The 14,501-nt window shown below is 60.0% G+C and carries 13 protein-coding genes; 3 read left to right on the top strand and 10 right to left on the bottom strand.

From position 1 onward, the window contains the following. Window positions 1-15: 15 nt before the first annotated feature. Window positions 16-372, bottom strand: coding sequence for a YciI family protein (locus tag IB285_RS04990; protein WP_190787140.1), 357 nt, complete (start codon window positions 370-372; stop codon window positions 16-18). Window positions 373-528: 156 nt separating this feature from the next. On the opposite strand from IB285_RS04990, the gene IB285_RS04985 reads away from it, so the two are divergent. Beyond that, entirely contained in the window at window positions 529-1,200 is a 672-nt protein-coding gene (locus IB285_RS04985) for an SDR family oxidoreductase (protein ID WP_190787139.1), read from the top strand. On the opposite strand, the gene IB285_RS04980 is transcribed toward IB285_RS04985, so the two are convergent. The 6 genes from IB285_RS04980 to IB285_RS04955 all read right to left on the bottom strand — a co-directional run bounded on the left by IB285_RS04980 (window position 1,197) and on the right by IB285_RS04955 (window position 8,247). Further along, a complete protein-coding gene (locus IB285_RS04980; RefSeq protein ID WP_190787138.1) occupies window positions 1,197-2,297 on the bottom strand; it encodes a serine hydrolase in 1,101 nt (366 codons plus the stop codon). The genes IB285_RS04985 and IB285_RS04980 overlap by 4 nt on opposite strands. A gap of 71 nt (window positions 2,298-2,368) precedes the next feature. Then, window positions 2,369-2,869, bottom strand: a complete 501-nt coding sequence (locus IB285_RS04975; protein ID WP_190787137.1) for a CinA family protein — start codon at window positions 2,867-2,869, stop codon at window positions 2,369-2,371. Then, window positions 2,869-4,935: an NAD-dependent DNA ligase LigA gene (gene ligA / locus IB285_RS04970; RefSeq protein ID WP_190787136.1), complete on the bottom strand. Its 2,067-nt coding sequence runs from the start codon at window positions 4,933-4,935 to the stop codon at window positions 2,869-2,871. The genes IB285_RS04975 and ligA overlap by 1 nt, the downstream gene beginning before the upstream one ends. A gap of 9 nt (window positions 4,936-4,944) precedes the next feature. Then, complete coding sequence (locus tag IB285_RS04965) at window positions 4,945-5,658, bottom strand: GNAT family N-acetyltransferase (RefSeq protein ID WP_190787135.1); 714 nt, start codon at window positions 5,656-5,658, stop codon at window positions 4,945-4,947. A 45-nt stretch (window positions 5,659-5,703) separates the two neighbouring features. Further along, window positions 5,704-7,371 (bottom strand): DNA repair protein RecN, encoded by a 1,668-nt coding sequence (gene recN / locus IB285_RS04960; protein ID WP_190787134.1) that lies wholly within the window; start codon window positions 7,369-7,371, stop codon window positions 5,704-5,706. An 81-nt stretch (window positions 7,372-7,452) separates the two neighbouring features. Continuing rightward, complete coding sequence (locus tag IB285_RS04955) at window positions 7,453-8,247, bottom strand: outer membrane protein assembly factor BamD (RefSeq protein ID WP_190787133.1); 795 nt, start codon at window positions 8,245-8,247, stop codon at window positions 7,453-7,455. A 243-nt stretch (window positions 8,248-8,490) separates the two neighbouring features. Here IB285_RS04955 and IB285_RS04950 point away from each other — a divergent pair, with 243 nt between their 5' ends. Continuing rightward, entirely contained in the window at window positions 8,491-9,324 is an 834-nt protein-coding gene (locus IB285_RS04950; RefSeq protein ID WP_190787132.1) for a hypothetical protein, read from the top strand. Here the strand turns inward: IB285_RS04950 and IB285_RS04945 are convergent. Together IB285_RS04945 and IB285_RS15000 are read right to left on the bottom strand one after the other, a co-directional pair. Next, complete coding sequence (locus tag IB285_RS04945) at window positions 9,321-11,942, bottom strand: ATP-binding protein (RefSeq protein WP_190787131.1); 2,622 nt, start codon at window positions 11,940-11,942, stop codon at window positions 9,321-9,323. The two genes, IB285_RS04950 and IB285_RS04945, sit on opposite strands and share 4 nt — an antisense overlap. Before the next feature lie 129 nt (window positions 11,943-12,071). Then, on the bottom strand, window positions 12,072-12,320 hold the full coding sequence (locus IB285_RS15000; protein ID WP_234033065.1) for a hypothetical protein: 249 nt from the start codon (window positions 12,318-12,320) through the stop codon (window positions 12,072-12,074). 3 nt (window positions 12,321-12,323) lie between these two features. On the opposite strand from IB285_RS15000, the gene IB285_RS04935 reads away from it, so the two are divergent. After that, complete coding sequence (locus tag IB285_RS04935) at window positions 12,324-12,479, top strand: Flp family type IVb pilin (RefSeq protein ID WP_190787130.1); 156 nt, start codon at window positions 12,324-12,326, stop codon at window positions 12,477-12,479. Between the two features lie 172 nt (window positions 12,480-12,651). Here IB285_RS04935 and lepA read toward each other — a convergent pair whose 3' ends face one another. Further along, window positions 12,652-14,469, bottom strand: a complete 1,818-nt coding sequence (gene lepA / locus IB285_RS04930) for a translation elongation factor 4 (protein WP_190787129.1) — start codon at window positions 14,467-14,469, stop codon at window positions 12,652-12,654. Window positions 14,470-14,501: the final 32 nt, after the last annotated feature.

The raw sequence follows: 14,501 nt of genomic DNA, 5'->3' as shown, positions 1-14,501 counted from the left end.
GGTCTGCGCTCTCGCTCACCCTTCCATCGGCCAGACCGGGCGGACTTCGACCGCGCCCTTGCCGGGGACCGGGATCTGCTTCGCCCACTCAAGCGCATCGTCGAGGCTGTCGACGTCGATGATGTAGAAGCCGCCCAGTTCTTCGTGCGTTTCGGCAAAGGGGCCGTCGTGCAGCGCATGGCTGCCATTGTCCCACTTGATCGTGGTCGCGGTGCTTCCCGGCTTCAGGCGCTCGCCGCTAAAGGCGATGCCCTTGCCGGCCCATTTTTGCGCCAGCGCCATATGGCCCGCGAGCGTCGCTTCCATCTTCTTGGCGCCCTCCTCGCCTTCATAGATGCTCTCGTCCTCGTTGATCAGCAGCATGTATTGCATGTCTTGTCTCCGTGGTTCGCCGCGCCGGAATGGCGAGGCTCCGACACTGTGACGAAGGACGCAAGCCGGATTCGACAGCATGTCGCGAAAAATCTTGGAACGTGCGCCCCGCCCGCCATTTGATGATGCAAAGCCCTGCAATCAAAGGATACCCCCATGGCAAAAACCCTCCTTATCACCGGCGCATCTTCGGGCATCGGTGCTGCCACCGCCAAAGCCGCAGCCGAAGCCGGATGGAACGTCGCGCTGTGCGCGCGTTCCGGCGACAAGCTGGAAGCGCTTTCCAGCGACATTGGCGATGCGGCGCTCGCGATCACCTGCGATGTTACCAAGCGCAGCGAAATCGCCGAAGCGCTCAGCAAAACGGCCGAGCATTTCGGCGGGGTCGATGCGGTCTACGCGAATGCCGGAACAGGCGTTGAAAAACCGGGCATCGAAAACGGCGACCCCGATGAATGGCACGACATGATCCACGTCAATATCCTCGCCGTGCTCTACGCCGCGCACGAAGCCATTCCGCACCTCAAGAAAACGAAGGGCCACTTTATCGTCACCGGTTCGAAAGCGGGCCGACATACGTTCAAGGGATCGGTCTATTCGGCGACCAAATGGTTCGTCCACGGCTTCGGCGAGAACCTCGCCGAGGAAATGCGCGAATGGGGCGGCAGGGCGACGGTGATCGCACCCGGCATGGTCGACACGGCATTCTTCGACGAGCCGAAGCCCACCAAGATCCAACCGGAGGATGTTGCAAGCGCCGTGGTCTTCGCCCTCGGCCAGCCCAAAACCGCTGCGGTGCGCGAGATTTACATCATGCCCAACGATTAGGCGGCGTTATCGCCGTCAAGCGCGGCGCGGTTCCGGTGAAATTCCGCAACGGCGCGCGTGACGGCCTGCATCATCTCCATACGCGCCGGGATCGATTCCCGCGTCCTCCCGATCAGGACCGCGACGCCGTATTCGGTGCCATCGGGCGCGATGAGGAGGCCGACATCGTTGTAGCCCGACTGTTCACCGTCGAACACTTGGCCCGTGCCGGTCTTGTGTTCGATCCCCCAGCCCTCGGCCAGCCCGCCCTTTAACCGCCGCGGCCCGCTGCGGGTGCGGGAGAGCGTATTGCGCAGATAATGGGTCGAGGCTTCGGAAAGGAGTTCGCCGCGGGCCAGTTGCGCCATGGAGTAGGCAATACCGAGAGCGCTCGCGCCGTCGATGGGATCGCCGAGATACGCCTCGAATGCCTCGCGCCGACGCTCTTGCGGCACCACATCGCGCGCACGGTAAAACATGTCGCCGTAGGAATAGGATTGGTCCCAGTGCAATCCCGCAATCGCGCTCTGCTTGGTGCGCTCGTCGGCCCCGAACTGGATCATGTCTAGTCCCACGTCATCGAGCCAATCCTGCACCGCCTCCGCCCCGCCGATGCGGCGCAGCACGCGGTCGTTCGCGGTGTTGTCGCTGCTGGCCAGAGCGCGCTCTATCAGGTCGTCGTAATCGCTCGAAAAGCTGCCGCGCGTGCGCACGATATTCCGGATCGGCTGATAGAACAGCGTGAGGTCGGCCCGGCGGATCGAGACGCGCTCCGTCAGATCGAGCTCTCCGGCATCGACCTTCGCCAGAGCGGCCATCGCCACCCACAGCTTGCTCACGCTCTGCTGCGGCATGAGCCGGTCGCCGTTCGAGTGGTAAGCGTATCCGTTCTCCACATCGATCACGGCGATCCCGACTTCGCCCGAGATGGAGCTGCCGATCTCACCGAGCCGTGCTTCGAAAGCGCGTTCCTCGGCGCTTGGCAATCGTTCGGGTGCAGCCTCGCCGATGGGCACTTTCACCGTCTCCGGTACCGGCGCAGGGCTGGCTGCGGCGAAAACGAGCGCGACGGCCAAAATCGGTATAAAGATCAACACGAAGCGGAAATATGCGGCCATGCATCACCAATCCGCCGCCGCCTAAAGGTTTCCCCTCTATCTGCGAGCAATGGCACTTTTTCCTGGATCGCCTAGTCCGCAGCGCTGAGCGCGGCTTCGAGCAAGTCGAGCGCGTTGCGCGTGAACGCATCCATGTTGGCGATGCGATCGTCGCTGGCGGTTTCGACGGTGCCAAGTCTTTCGGTGGCGGGCCCGGCCACGGCAGCCACGCTGCGGCCCGAGGCGACGCCCATCGGATGCTTGCTTGATCCGGCTGAACCGCTTTCCGCGATCCCCCATTCCGCTCCCAACCGGTCCCGGATGGCGCGCGCCTGCAGCATGGCGTATTCGTCTGTCGCCGAGCGCATGCCTTTATAGGCATCGCGCGGAAGTTCGAAAAGCACATCGCGCGCCTTGAACGAATAGACGATCCCGCCGCCGACATAGAATTTGAGCGCGCCTGGTACCGTGAGCAGGCACGCCGCGATAAGCCCGCCGGTCGCACCGTCCGCGACCGCGATCTTTTCCCCGCGTGAGCGGAGCATGTCGGCAATCCGCGCCGCCTGCGGGTGAAGTTCGCGAAGCAGGTCCATCAGCCTGCCTCCGCCACGATCTTCGCCCAGCCCGCTTCATCGACCGTTTCGATGCCCAGCTCCTGCGCTTTCTTGAGCTTCGATCCCGCGCCCGGTCCCGCGACCAGCAAATCGGTCTTCGCGCTCACCGACCCGGAAGCTTTGGCCCCCAGCCTCTCGGCCTGCGCCTTCGCCTCGTCACGGCTCATGGTTTCGAGCTTTCCGGTGAAGACGACCGTCTTGCCCGCGACCGGCGAATCCAGCGTTTCGACCTCGTAGCGCGGAGGATCGATCTGCCCGAGCAGGTCCTCCCACACCGCGACATTGTGCGGTTCGTGGAAGAAATCGCCCAAAGCCTCGACAACGCTTGGTCCGATCCCGTCGATGCTGGTGAGCTCGGCAGCTGCCTCTTCATCGCCTGCGCGCGCCTTTTCCGCGATTTCACGCAGAACCGGCAGTTCATGCACATTCTTGAGCAGGTCACGCGCCGTCACCTCACCGACATGGCGAATACCAAGTCCGAAGAGCAGCCGCGCCGCATCCGGGCGGCGCTTGCTTTCCACAGCCGCCAACAGGTTATCCACAGACTTGTCCTGCCATCCCTCGAGCGCGAGTATCTCCTGGCGCCGTTCCTTCAGGCGATAGATATCCGCGGGGCTTTCCAGCCATCCGAGCGCAAAGAACTGCGCAATCGTTTTGGACCCGAAGCCGTCGATATCCAAAGCCTTGCGACTGACGAAATGTTCAAGCCTTTGAGTGCGTTGCGCGGGACATATGAGACCGCCTGTGCAGCGTACATCGACCTCGCCCTCCTCGGCGACCGCTTCGCTGGCGCATTCGGGACACTTGTCGGGAAAGACAAAGGGCTCGCGCGGCTCCTTACGCGTCAGGTTATCCACAACCTGCGGGATGACATCGCCCGCCCGCTGGATCACGACTCTGTCGCCCGGTTTCACGCCCAGCCGCTCGATCTCGTCGCGATTGTGCAGCGTGACGTTGGTGACTGTGACACCGCCAACCAGCACCGGCGACAGCCTGCCCACCGGGGTCAGCTTGCCGGTCCGCCCGACCTGGATGTCGATGGCCTCCAGCGTCGTTTCGGCTCGCTCGGCCGGGAATTTGTGCGCGAGCGCCCAGCGCGGTGCTTTCGCGACAAAACCCAGCCGCTGCTGATAATCGAGGCGATCGACCTTGTAGACGACGCCGTCGATCTCATAGCCGAGATCGGGCCGCTGCCGTCCGATTTCCTCGTAATGCGCGATCATCGCATCGACGCTGTCGGTGAGCTTCAGGAACGGCGAAAGCGGAAAGCCCCAGCTTTCGATCATGCGCACCATGTCGTGCTGGCTGCCAGACGGAACGTCGGATGCCGCACCCCAGCCATAGGCCCAGAACTTGAGCGGCCTTTTAGCCGTGACGCCTGCATCCTTCTGCCGCAGCGAACCCGCAGCGGCGTTGCGCGGATTGGCGAACAGCTTTCCCCCCGCCTCTTCCTGCGCAGCATTGAGCGCAGCGAAATCGCCGCGCGACATGTAAACCTCGCCGCGCACTTCGAAGACTTCGGGAACGCCTGCCGGGAGTTCCTGGGGAATGTCCACGATATGGGCGACATTGGCGGTCACATCCTCACCCACCTGCCCGTCCCCGCGCGTCGCCGCGCGCACCAGCTTGCCGTTTTCGTAGCGCAGCGAGCAGGAAAGGCCATCGATCTTGTCTTCGGCGGTGATCGCCACGGGCTCGCCCTCATCGAGCGACAGGAACCGCCGTATCCGCGCGGCCCACTCCTCAACCTCCTCGCGGTTGAAAGCATTGTCGAGGCTCATCATGCGGACCTCGTGCGTCACTTTGGAGAGCGGCGAAGCGGCAACCTCATGTCCCACCTTTCGCGAAGGGCTGTCCTCGCGGATCAGATGCGGGAAAGCCTCCTCAAGCTCGGCATTGCGCCGGACAAGCGCGTCGTATTCCTGATCGGTAATCTCGGGCGCGTCATCGGCATGGTAGAGCCGATCGTGCTTCGCGATCGCCTTGGCGAGCCGCATGAGTTCATTGGCGGCTTCGGCTTCGGTCATGCTAGCTGCTTCAGTCATTCCGTGCTCTTAAGCCCGAGCAAGAACTGTGACCATCATCTTTCGCGCTGGTGCGAAACCCAAGCTCTTGTAGAGGCCTATAGCAGTTTCATTGTGCGCGTAGGAATGCAGGAACGGCGTTTCGTCTCTGGCTCGCTGCGCCTGCGTCACGTGCGCTATCAGGCGCCGTGCCATGCCTTTTCCGCGGTATTGCGGCCACGTGCACACGCCGCTGACCTCGGTCAGACCGGGTGCGGGTCGCATGCGCTCACCAGCCATCGCGGCGAGTGCTCGGCCCCGGCGAATGCCGAAAAACTGGCCATATCGGTGGGTCAACTCGCCCCATGGTCCTGGCTCGGTCGCGAGCGCGAGATCCGTCATTTCCGGCACGTCTTCTTCACCCAATGGAAGGATGTCCGGATCTGGCTCGCCTGCCCTTTCATCCGTTTCCGCGACCATCTGCAATAGCGGCGCGGTTCGGACGGTCCGCGTTCCCGAGGGTGCTGGCCATTCCTCTTGTTCAACCAGCCATATTTCATGCGGTGAGGCGCCAACGATGTTAGCAAGGTCAGCCTGAGCGGCATCGCTTCTGTCCGAGGCCGCAGCGAACGGTCCATAGCGTGGATCAATGCGGAGGGCTTTGCCGGTGCCAATGGCGAGATCGGCCTGCTCGCCAGTAAGCGCCCGCCAGATTGGACGGGAAAGCGCCTCACTCCACGCCGACCTAGTCGAAGCGTCAGGCATGCGAGGTCGGCTTCGCTTCGAGCAGAGCTGCCTCCCGTCTGTCCATCACACCCCCTCCAGCAGCCGATCTGCCTGCGCCCTCGCCTCGCTCGTGATCTCCGCGCCGGACAGCATCCGTGCGATTTCTTCCTGCCGTCCCGCTTCATCGAGCAAGGCGACGCTCGTTTTCGTGACGGTCCCCGACGAAGCCTTGGCGATCAGGTAGTGCTGCGCGCCGCGCGCGGCGACCTGCGGAGAGTGCGTTACGGCCAGCAACTGGCCTTCATCGGCGGCGAGCCGCGCGAGCCGTTCGCCGATTGCGCTCGCCACCGCACCGCCCACGCCGCGGTCGATCTCATCGAAGATGATCGTTGCCGCGCCGCCCTTTTCAGCCAGCGCCACCTTCAGCGCGAGGATGAAACGCGAAAGTTCGCCGCCCGAAGCGATCTTTGCCAAAGGTGCGAAGTCTGCGCCGGGATTGGTCGCGATCAGGAATTCGCATCCGTCCATACCGTGCGCGCCCCATTTGTCTTCGGGCAAAGCCGCGATCGACGTCAGGAACCGCGCCGCATCCAGCTTCAGCGGGGCAAGCTCCGCCGCGACCGCCTTGTCGAGCTTCCGCGCCGCCTTGATCCGCAGATCGTGCGCTTTCTCGGCGGCCTTCACATAGGCTTCGCGCGCTTCCTTCGCAGCCGCTTCAAGCGCATCCAGCTGTGCCTCGCCGCCCTCGATAGCGTCCAGTTTCGCGCGCATTTCCCGGATGAGATCGGGCAATTGATCGACCTCGCAGCGGTGTTTGCGGGCGAGCGCACGCAATTCGAACAGGCGCGTTTCCGCCTGGTCGAGTGCCTGCGGATCGTGGACCAGTGCCTCCGCTGCGGATTCGAGCTTTTCCTCGGCCTCCCCCGCTTCGATTACGGCGCGGTCGAGCGCGGCCAGCGCCTCCGTTAGCATCGGGTGTTCGCCGGCGATCCGGTCAAGCTTGCGCGCCGCCACTCTAAGCGAGGCGAGCGGCGAATCCGAACCCTCCCAGACATGGCGCAATTCTTCGAGTTCGCCCGAAAGCTTCTCTGCCTTCTGCATATCCGTGCGGGTCGCGGCGAGGCGCACTTCCTCACCCGCCTGCGGTTCCAGAGCGGTGAGTTCGGCAAGGTGGGCGATGAGCAGGTCCTGATCGGCCTTCGCCTGCTCGACGTCGGATCGCGCTTCGGATAGCTGTGCCTCGGCCTTCGCCCACTGGGCCCAGTGGCGCGCCAATCCGGCAAGGCCCGTCCCCGCATACCGATCGAGCAGAGCGCGGTGACCGCGCGGGTTCACCAGCCCGCGATCGTCGTGCTGACCGTGCAGTTCCACCAGCGCCGGTCTCAGCTCCCGCAGCAGCGCGACGCTGGCGGGCTGATCGTTGATGAAAGCTTTCGACCCCGCGTCTGCCTTGACTTGGCGGCGAATGATCAGCGGCTCTCCGGGCTCGAGCTCGATATCGGCATCGTCCAGCGCTTCGGCGACAGCTGGCGGAAGCTCGCTGAATTCGAAGCTGGCGGTAACGCTCGCCTTCGCCTCGCCCGCGCGCACCAGAGCGGTTTCCGCCCGGTCTCCCAGCACCAGCCCGAGAGCGTCGAGCAGAATCGATTTGCCCGCCCCCGTCTCGCCGGTCAGTACGCCGAGCCCGCGCCCGAAATCCAGATCGAGCGCTTCGATGAGTACGATATTGCGGATCGAGAGCCGGGTCAGCATTGCGCCTTGGCTTTAACCCAAGTGAATGGGCGCGTCACGCGGCGCTGTCGGCTCTTCCCACAATCGGAACGATCTTCACAATTAGGAAGGCTGAACGCCCGCGGCGTGATCCTCGACGAGTTCGAAGGCTTTCTCGTACCACTCGGTGCCCGGATAGTTCGCGCCGAGCACGGCGGCGTATTTCACCGCTTCTTCGCGCAAACCGATCGCGAGGCTGCTTTCCGTCAGGCGATACAATGCCTCCGGCGTGTGGCTGGTCGTCTCGAAATTCTCGATCACGTTCCGAAAACGGAGCGCGGAGGCGAGCCACAGGCCGGAACGCTGATAGAACCGCCCGATCTCCATCTCCTTGCCTGCGAGGTGATCGTCCACCAGGTCGAGCTTCAGCCGCGCATCGGCGGCATATTCGGTCTGCGGGAAGCGCCGATTGACTTCGCGCAGCGCCGTCTTGGCCTGCTCGGTGATCTTCTGGTCGCGGTTCACATCGCTGATCTGCTCGTAATAGCTCAATGCGATCAGGTAATAGGCGTAGGGCGCGTCCTTGTTACCCGGGTGGATGGAGAGGAAACGCTGCGCGTTCTGAATCGCCTTGTTGTAATCGCGCGCGATGTAATAGCTGAACGCACTCATCAGCTGCGCCCGGCGCGCCCAGGGCGAATAGGGGTGCTGCCGCTCCACTTCGTCGAACAGCGCCGCTGCGAGCATCACATTGCCCCCGTCGAGCCGCCGCTGCGCCTCTCCGTAAAGCGATTCGACATCCCGCGCGACATAGGCGACGTCTTCGTTGCCCGAGCCGCCGCCGCAGGCGGTGAGAGTGACGATCGAGGCGCCCAGGATCCCGGCGCGCAGCAGCGAAGTGCGAAGTGTCGTTTTCATGAGGCCAGCCTATAGCCATGCCCTGCGTGAACGCCAAGTGAAGTTGGACGTTTGTTGACAGCCTCTGGCACCGGCGCCCGCGCACCGTGCGGGCCCGCACATTTTCCTACTCACCGCTTTTGTGGTTCATGATCCTGATCGGTTGCCAAGCAACCGCAAGCCCAACCGGGCGCCCGCAGCGACGCGATCCATGATCGCATGAGCGAGGATCACGCGCGCCGGATGGCGTGCGGAAAGGAAAAAATGACCCGCCGCACAGACAACCGCACCACCCGCCTGCCAGTCAAACGGGGCGAGCTCCCCGACTTCACCCCCGTGCCCATCAAGCACCGCTCCGACGGCTGGACGGCCGAGCGCCAGCACGACTTCATCGAAGCGCTCGCCGACACCGGAAGCGTCGAGGCGGCCTGCAAACACGTCAACATGAGCACGGTCGGCGCCTACCGCATCCGCCGCCTGCCCGAAGGGGAAAGCTTCGCCAAGGCGTGGGAGGCCGCGCTCGATCTCGGCGTGCGGCGGCTGGAGGACATCGCGATGGAACGCGCGCTCAACGGTGTGGAGGAGCCGTTCTACGCCTATGGCAACCTCGTCGGCACGCGCAAACGCTACAACGACCGGCTGCTGATGTTCATGCTGAGAAACCGCGCGCCCGAACGCTTCGGCAATTCGGTGACGAAAGGCGGCGGCGACCTCAAGGGCCTCAACGCGATCGGCAAGATGGAAAAGCGCCGGCTCAAGAAGAAATGGCGCAAGGAATGGGAGGCCGAGCGGAGCACCGTCTCGCCCGAGAAAGTGCGCGCCCGGATTGATGCGAAGATCGAGGGGCTGCGCGTCGAGATCGAACTGCGTCAGCAGCGCGAGTGGGAATGCCTGTCGGAGGAAACCCGCGCCGCATGGGACCGCTTTGTGGAGCTACGGGACCGCGATCTCGACCAGGCGCAAGCGGACGAGGAGGCCCGGATGCTGGTCGCCGAAGGCCCGCGCGACACGATCAATGCCGTGCCGCAAAAGCGGAAGAAGCCTGAGCCAAAGTCGCGGAAGACTGTGCACAAGTTGACGGATGATGGGTGGGATTAAGCCCCTGAAAGGTAGCCGTTATAGTCATCGGCTAATTCAGCATAAATGTTACCCAAATTATATACTAGAGTGTCACGTCGATAATCCGCATCCTCAATATGTGATAAAATTTGATCGAGGCGGTCCAACTTTTGCGACAAAATATCCGCAGCTTTTTGATCAAAACTCGGCCGTCTGAATACATCGTTTGCCCAAGTTTGAAGTGATTTAGCGCCCAATAGCAACATAGTAGACTCGGAGATATGACACTCAAATACATCTGATACGGCGTTGAAGACATTCAGTTTGTCGCCTGCTTGTTCGGATTGCCTATTAACTATTGCCACGTATCGTTTCGCAGACTCTCGCGCAATTTCGCGCATTTCTGGTAAACTGTCATCAGCTCTTCCTTCGCTGATAGCGCGTTGTATTTCAAACATTGACCTTCGGAATCGGTACGCAGCCTTCTCTGGGTCTGGGCGGGCGGCAGCTTGCGAGCCAAGATTAGCTTCCGCGAGAGCGACAGTAAAAGCAGCCGGGCCTCTTATATCGGAACTTGGAACCTTTTCCGCGACTTCCGAAATTCCAACCCAATCGGACAAAAGTCTCTTGGCTTCAATCCAGTACTGAGCAAGCTCAATCCGTGTGCAGCCGTTTTCAAGCGCTTTCTTGAACCATTTGTCGGCTTCCTTGGGCTGAGGAGGATAGACTTGAAGCAAGCAACGCCCCAACATGCATGGCAAATCACTGCTTTTGGAGTTATGCTTAACTGCAGCGCGAGCGATTGCGAGCGCTGCGTCAAATTCCTCCTCTCGCCACTCTGCAACTATTTGCGCAATCAGAAACGAAACGGTGGAGTCTGATCGATTTCCTCTATTTCTCGCGCGCGCACACTCCTTCTCTATTCGCTTAGGATCGTTGACCCTCGCCTTTATGATGTCCGACATCAATAAAATCGGTGCGGGGACCGTCAACTTCGCGCCCAAAAGTGCCGCATCGTTTGCAGCAAACATGTGATACTCTCGTATTCGCGAAAGGTGTTGAAGAAGCTTCTGTTGATCGATCTCAAGTATATGGGCTAGCTCCACTTGCGTGGTCTCACCGAGCGTGATCAATGCAAACAGAGTTCGGCATTCGGCATCTGATAGCTGACCAAGCTCCCGCTCGAAAGCGAATCGCCTAACTTCCTCACCTGCAGCCCCTTTCCAATCTCGAACCGCGTTGGAAATCGAAGTCCCAAGCCTGGACAGCCTGAATATCGAAGCCGCAAATATTGGAGATCCAAGCGACGCTTTCCATAGTTGATCTGTCAAAGAACTGTTGATCTCTATTCCAGTCTCCTCAACCAAAAGTGCAACGTAGTCACCGAATTCATCGCGAGGAAATCCATCCACCTTTACACGCTGACTAGCTCCACCGAACTCGAGTCTTGAAGTTATCAAAAATCGTGTCCCAGATGCGAACGTCCGACCGGAGAGCGCCTGGACTTGCGAAAAGAGCTCACTCTGTTCTTCAAGGGGTAAAGTATCGATATCATCAATAACTACGAGACAAGGAAGCTCTTGTAGATGATCGTGCGCAAGCTCAGCGAAGTCTGGTGCAGTCTCACAGTCGTCAACGTCACTGTCCACAGCACCGACCTCAATACAAAGTGCCGCGAAGAAGCTCCTAATGTCAAAAAAGTCGACGCGGCTTGCTGCGAGGTTTTGACCTCTAATCGCCGAGTATGTTTGTCTTTTTGCCGATAGCCAGATGACCTTTTCAATCGTCGACGGTTTATTCTGCACAATTTGAGTGCAAAATTCATAAGCAATCGAAGTTTTCCCAGTACCACCGAGAGCAGTCAAAACTTTGAGTGGTGAATTCTTCTCGATTAGCCACCCCCAAAGCGCCGAAAGATAGTCTGAACGCCCAACAAATCTAAGCAAATTGGGGTCTCGCGGAGGAAGGTTATTTTCGGTCGAGCGCTGAAGCGACTTTTTCGTCTGATCTAGAGACCTTTCCGAACAAAGAAATGGAATGACTCTTGGATCAGCTTTTGCTGGGACGCATTGATCATCTATCCGAGCGAACACATCCCCCTTTTTAAATGCTTGCTTCCCTTTTATTTCAGGTGCGCCCTTTGAGAACTGCACCACGGGCGCACCGTCGGGGCGCCTTGGTATATGAAGTAATCCGATTTCAAGCTCTTGCGCTGCGACCGGCAGTCTAATTTTACAGAATCTGCAGGTGATCTCAGTTTTCGTGTAGCTTCTCAATTTTTCGTTGAGTTTGTCTACCTTGAAAGCAAAGCCAGCAATATTTCGGCAACCAACTATCGGATCGTTTATTCCTTCGCCGACTCCTGCAAGGATATAGCCTCCATAACTATTATGGAATGCCACAACATCCTTCATCAATTCCGCTATTGCCTTATCGTCCGGAGGATCGACACTCGGAAAGTTCTTACCGACGACATTCGGGAATGTACGCTTGTAGTCCCACAGCGCCCCTTCATATTCTAACGGTGCAGAATCGGGGAGAACAATAGCAAGGACATCAGAATCTAAGCGTCCCTCCTGAATGTACTGAAAAATTCTCCGTTCTGATTTTAAACTAGGTGCAAATTGACTCGCACCCATACCCTGAAGATTGTTCATTCAAAAATTGCCCCCGCTTAGTCTTGCAACTGAGCGAGCATATATTTCAATATATTTCAAGCAGCCTTTGTTCGGATTTCACCGATTACACAATCTCACCAGAAAAATCATGTAGGAGATATGGACTATCTATTCCTCACCCATCCGAAGCGCAGCAATAAACGCTTCCTGCGGGATGCTCACATTCCCGTATTCCCGCATCTTCGCTTTGCCGTTCTTCTGCTTTTCCAAAAGTTTCTTCTTAAGGGAAATGTCCCCGCCATAGGATGCCGCGACAGCGCTCTTTTGCGACGCAATTATTTCGACAAACGATAAATTCTTACGAAAGATTTTCGTAATACTCGCGGCATACCCTGTAAAAGAATCAAGGGATCGCAACTCATGCAACGAATACTTTCGAACGAAGACGGCGCAACGGCGATTGAATACGGGCTTATCGCTGCACTCATTTCGCTTGCCGCGATCATTGCCTTCACAAGCCTCGGGCTAAATCTTGAGCAGGTTTTCCAAACTGTCGCAGATGGAATGTCGGGCTAGCGAGCGCCACGCGCCGTTCCGCGATTGCTGGCGCAATCGCTCCATGCGCCGCGCGGCGTCGTCAGTCGGGTTCGTCCTTCGTCAGGCTCAGGACGACCCGCTGGCCGGAATTACAGCCCTCTGCTTCTAGCTTGTCGTTTGCTGCGCAAACGCCTGCGCTAGGCGCGGGGCTTCATTCTTCCCCCATCCTCAAGGCCGCAATAAACGCCTCCTGCGGGATGCTCACATTCCCGTATTCCCGCATCTTCGCTTTCCCCTTCTTCTGCTTTTCGAGCAGTTTCTTCTTGCGGGAAATATCGCCGCCATAGCATTTGGCGGTCACGTCCTTGCGCATCGCTGCGATCGTTTCGCGGGCAATGATCTTGCCGCCGATGGCGGCTTGCACGGGGATCTTGAACAGGTGCCGCGGGATCAGGTCTTTCAGCCGCTCGCACATGCCGCGGCCGCGCTCTTCCGCGACGCCGGAATGGACGATCAGCGATAGCGCATCGACCGGCTCGCCATTCACGAGGATGTTCATCTTTACGAGGTCGCCTTCGCGGTTGCCGATCTGCTCGTAATCGAAGCTGGCATAGCCGCGGCTGATGCTTTTCAGGCGGTCGTAGAAATCGAAGACCACTTCGTTGAGCGGCAATTCGTAGGTCACCTGCGCGCGCCCGCCGACATAGGTAAGGTCGGTCTGGATGCCGCGGCGGTCCTGGCACAGTTTCAGGATCGATCCGAGATATTCGTCCGGGGTGTAGATCACCGCCTTGATCCACGGCTCCTCGATCATGTCGATGCGGTTCACGTCCGGCCAGTCGGCGGGGTTGTGAATGTCGATCGTCTTCGCGTCCTCGGTCTTCGATCTGGACAGGTGGACGCGGTAGACGACCGATGGCGCGGTGGTGATGAGGTCGAGGTCGTATTCGCGGGAGAGGCGTTCCTGGATGATTTCGAGGTGCAGCAGGCCGAGGAAGCCTGCGCGAAAGCCAAATCCCAGCGCGGCGGAGCTTTCCATTTCGAAGCTGAAGCTCGCATCGTTGAGACGCAGCTTGCCGATGCTCTCGCGCAGTTTCTCGAAATCCGCCGCGTCGACCGGGAAGAGGCCGCAGAACACGACCGGCTGCACTTCCTTGTAGCCTTTGAGCGGCTCTGTCGCGCCGCCCTTCACCGTGGTGATCGTGTCGCCGACGCGGGCCTGTTCGACCTCCTTGATCTGCGCGGTGATGAAGCCGATTTCGCCGGGGCCGAGCTCGGTCAGGTCCACGCGTTTGGGAGTGAAGGCGCCGACGCGGTCGATCAGGTGCTGCGTGCCGCCCTGCATGAACTTGACGCTCTGCCCCTTGGTCAGCACGCCTTCGATCACGCGGACGAGGATGACGACGCCGAGATAGGGGTCATACCAGCTATCGACGAGGGAGGCCTTGAGCGGTTTGTCGCGCTCGCCTGTCGGCGGCGGGATCTTGGCAACCACCGCTTCGAGCACGTCTTCGATGCCGATCCCGGTCTTGGCCGATGTCATCACCGCTTCGGAGGCGTCGAGGCCGATGACCTCTTCGATCTCGGCCTGCACCCGCTCGGGCTCGGCGGCGGGAAGATCGACCTTGTTGATGACGGGGACGATTTCGTGGTCGTGCTCGATCGACTGGTAGACATTGGCGAGCGTCTGCGCCTCGACCCCCTGCGCCGCGTCCACCACCAGCAGCGCGCCTTCGCACGCGGCCAGGGAGCGCGAGACTTCATAGGCGAAATCGACGTGGCCGGGCGTGTCCATGAGGTTGAGCTGGTAGGTCTCGCCGTCCTTCGCGGTGTAGTTGAGCCGGACGGTCTGGGCCTTGATCGTGATGCCGCGCTCACGCTCGATATCCATGTTATCAAGCACTTGCTCGGACATCTCGCGCTCGGTGAGCCCGCCAGTGAACTGGATCAACCGATCAGCGAGCGTGGACTTGCCGTGATCGATATGCGCGATAATCGAAAAGTTTCGGATTTTTGAAAGGTCAGTCATCACGACGCGCAAATAGCTGTAGGAAAGAGCTA

Origin of the sequence: Erythrobacter rubeus (assembly GCF_014705715.1) — a bacterium.
Classification (GTDB): domain Bacteria; phylum Pseudomonadota; class Alphaproteobacteria; order Sphingomonadales; family Sphingomonadaceae; genus Erythrobacter; species Erythrobacter rubeus.
This window is presented reverse-complemented; position numbering and strand designations above follow the sequence as displayed.

Bases quoted from the DNA above. Each gene is read 5' to 3' on its own strand.
- IB285_RS04990 (WP_190787140.1), bottom strand. From the start codon at position 372: ATGCAATACATGCTGCTGATCAACGAGGACGAGAGCATCTATGAAGGC.
- IB285_RS04985 (WP_190787139.1), top strand. From the start codon at position 529: ATGGCAAAAACCCTCCTTATCACCGGCGCATCTTCGGGCATCGGTGCT.
- IB285_RS04980 (WP_190787138.1), bottom strand. From the start codon at position 2,297: ATGGCCGCATATTTCCGCTTCGTGTTGATCTTTATACCGATTTTGGCC.
- IB285_RS04975 (WP_190787137.1), bottom strand. From the start codon at position 2,869: ATGGACCTGCTTCGCGAACTTCACCCGCAGGCGGCGCGGATTGCCGAC.
- ligA (WP_190787136.1), bottom strand. From the start codon at position 4,935: ATGACTGAAGCAGCTAGCATGACCGAAGCCGAAGCCGCCAATGAACTC.
- IB285_RS04965 (WP_190787135.1), bottom strand. From the start codon at position 5,658: ATGCCTGACGCTTCGACTAGGTCGGCGTGGAGTGAGGCGCTTTCCCGT.
- recN (WP_190787134.1), bottom strand. From the start codon at position 7,371: ATGCTGACCCGGCTCTCGATCCGCAATATCGTACTCATCGAAGCGCTC.
- IB285_RS04955 (WP_190787133.1), bottom strand. From the start codon at position 8,247: ATGAAAACGACACTTCGCACTTCGCTGCTGCGCGCCGGGATCCTGGGC.
- IB285_RS04950 (WP_190787132.1), top strand. From the start codon at position 8,491: ATGACCCGCCGCACAGACAACCGCACCACCCGCCTGCCAGTCAAACGG.
- IB285_RS04945 (WP_190787131.1), bottom strand. From the start codon at position 11,942: ATGAACAATCTTCAGGGTATGGGTGCGAGTCAATTTGCACCTAGTTTA.
- IB285_RS04935 (WP_190787130.1), top strand. From the start codon at position 12,324: ATGCAACGAATACTTTCGAACGAAGACGGCGCAACGGCGATTGAATAC.
- lepA (WP_190787129.1), bottom strand. From the start codon at position 14,469: ATGACTGACCTTTCAAAAATCCGAAACTTTTCGATTATCGCGCATATC.